Consider the following 1,975-nt stretch of genomic DNA (forward strand, 5'->3'; position numbering starts at 1 on the left):
GGTATCGGGTTCCCACATTCATCCGCACATGTGCGGATGAATGTGGGAAGTGTTCGGATGAAGTTGATAATCAAGGGCAGAGAAACATTGCTTGCCGAGCCCCAGCGAGTATTGTTGCCGTTGACATCGGGACCGATAACATCGACAGACCCAAGAACCTGGCCAGGAAGGGCATCGGCGTCAGCACCATACATAAAGGTGACGGCGTCACCCTCTTGGAGCTCGTAGGCACCGGCGCCAACGTCGGCGAACTTGCCATTTACGTAGAAGCGCCAATAGCTATTGGTCGCAGGATCATACCCATAGGACTTACCATCGAACGGCGAAGTAATGCCGTTGAGGAACCAGCCCCAAGACGATTCGCCAGCATCGAGAGTAAGGCCGGTCTGCTCAAGGAGATCCTTGGCAGTAGAGCCCGCCTTGAGACTCGTCTGGCCCGTCGAAGCCCAAACCTGCTGCTTGCCATCCTTGTCCTTACCGAGGACCTGAACGGAAGCATGGACAGAATCGGAAGGCAGCTGGTCGCCCCAGCCACCGTAGAACCACGTGACGGTATCGCCGGCATGGATGGTGACATTGTCTGCCGTATAGTCGCTCGACTTGCCGTTGATGAACAGCTGCCAATAGGTCGAATAATCGAACGGCGTACCCAGCTCAACGCCGTTGTACTTAAGGCTCAGAATGAAGGAGCCCGCAGCAACGGCGTCGATGCCATTCGCCTCGAGCGCGACCTTCGTAAGATCAAGCGCGCTCGAGCCGGACGTCACCACATACTGCGTGTTATCGACCCAAGTCTGAGTCTTGCCCTGGGCATCGCGACCAATGACGGTCACATTCGCAGCAAGCTGGTCCTTAACGACAGGGGACGCGCTACCACCCGTAAAGGCAAACTCAATCTTCTGCCCCTGGGTGAGTTTGACGCTGCTCGCGCCAACCGAGGAAGACGCGCCGTCGACGAACAGCTGCCAGTAGGCATGAGTCGCCGGATCGTAGGCAAGCGTGCGGCCATCGCTCGGGGAGGTGATGCTTTCGAGGTAGAAACCGTATGCCGTGTTCGGATCGTACTTCGCCTTGAAGCCCGTCTTCTCCTGCAGCTTAATGAAGGCATCCGCAGCCGTCGCGCCCTCGTCGAGCTTGAGCTGCGTAGGCGCCACCCAGGTCTGAGCCTTGCCGTCGGCATCGGTGCCGATAATCGAGAACGAGACCTCGATTTGCTTCTTGACGACATCGCCAGTTTCTGTCGGGTTCTCTGTCTGGACGGCAGCCGCGGCGGCAGATCCTGCTTGGCCAGCGGATGCCGTCGAAGACCGCTCGCTCGTGGCAGGGCTCTCCCCCGTCGCCGAGCCTTCGTCGCCAGTTGCTGCCTCTGTAGTGGCGGCACTAGCTGCAGGCGCGCTCCCGGAATCCGAAACCTCGGCCTTGCCCTGGTCGGCAGTACCGTCCGCGGCCCCCGTGCCCTCGCCCGGCGTCGTAGCCTGAGCCACAGCCTCGGCGATGCCGTCGGCGCCCTCGGCCCACAGCTGAGACGGTGTGGTGCCAAAGGCCATCGCGAAGGCCAGGAATGCCACCAGGCCGCGCTTGGCTACGCCGCGCGCAATTGCGCCACGGCGATGCGAGACGCGCTGGCGCTCGTCCTCAAACATATCCATTTGTCTCCCATTGTCTGTACTTGGAGCGTTGCCTTGAGGCTGCCCCACGTCATCGCGCATGTTGCGCTCGAGTTCCCCCATCGGGGTCCCCCTTCCCTCCAGAGCCCTATGCACACCGGCGGCAAAAGCCGCAGCCGCATGCAAGACGGGAGGCGATCCGACTTAACCTTAACGGCTCAGGCGCGTCGTCCGATCTGCGACGCGAACATCCCGAGCCAAGAGGAATTACGGTTACTGGTACAGCCGGGGAGGTAGTGTCGAGAAAGTTGGTGTAGAGCCCCATCCGAAGCGAGTCGGCCCGGCGTCCTAGAATCTGGAATACGGTT

General features: G+C 60.6%; 1 protein-coding gene. It reads right to left on the reverse strand.

The genetic code is table 11. The features are described from left to right. The coding region (locus AB5202_RS09905; RefSeq protein WP_368144666.1) for a DUF4430 domain-containing protein at positions 1-1,649 on the reverse strand (1,649 nt) is incomplete at its 3' end. Positions 1,650-1,975 lie beyond the last annotated feature (326 nt).

This window comes from Collinsella aerofaciens (assembly GCF_040915545.1).
Lineage (GTDB): Bacteria > Actinomycetota > Coriobacteriia > Coriobacteriales > Coriobacteriaceae > Collinsella > Collinsella aerofaciens_BE.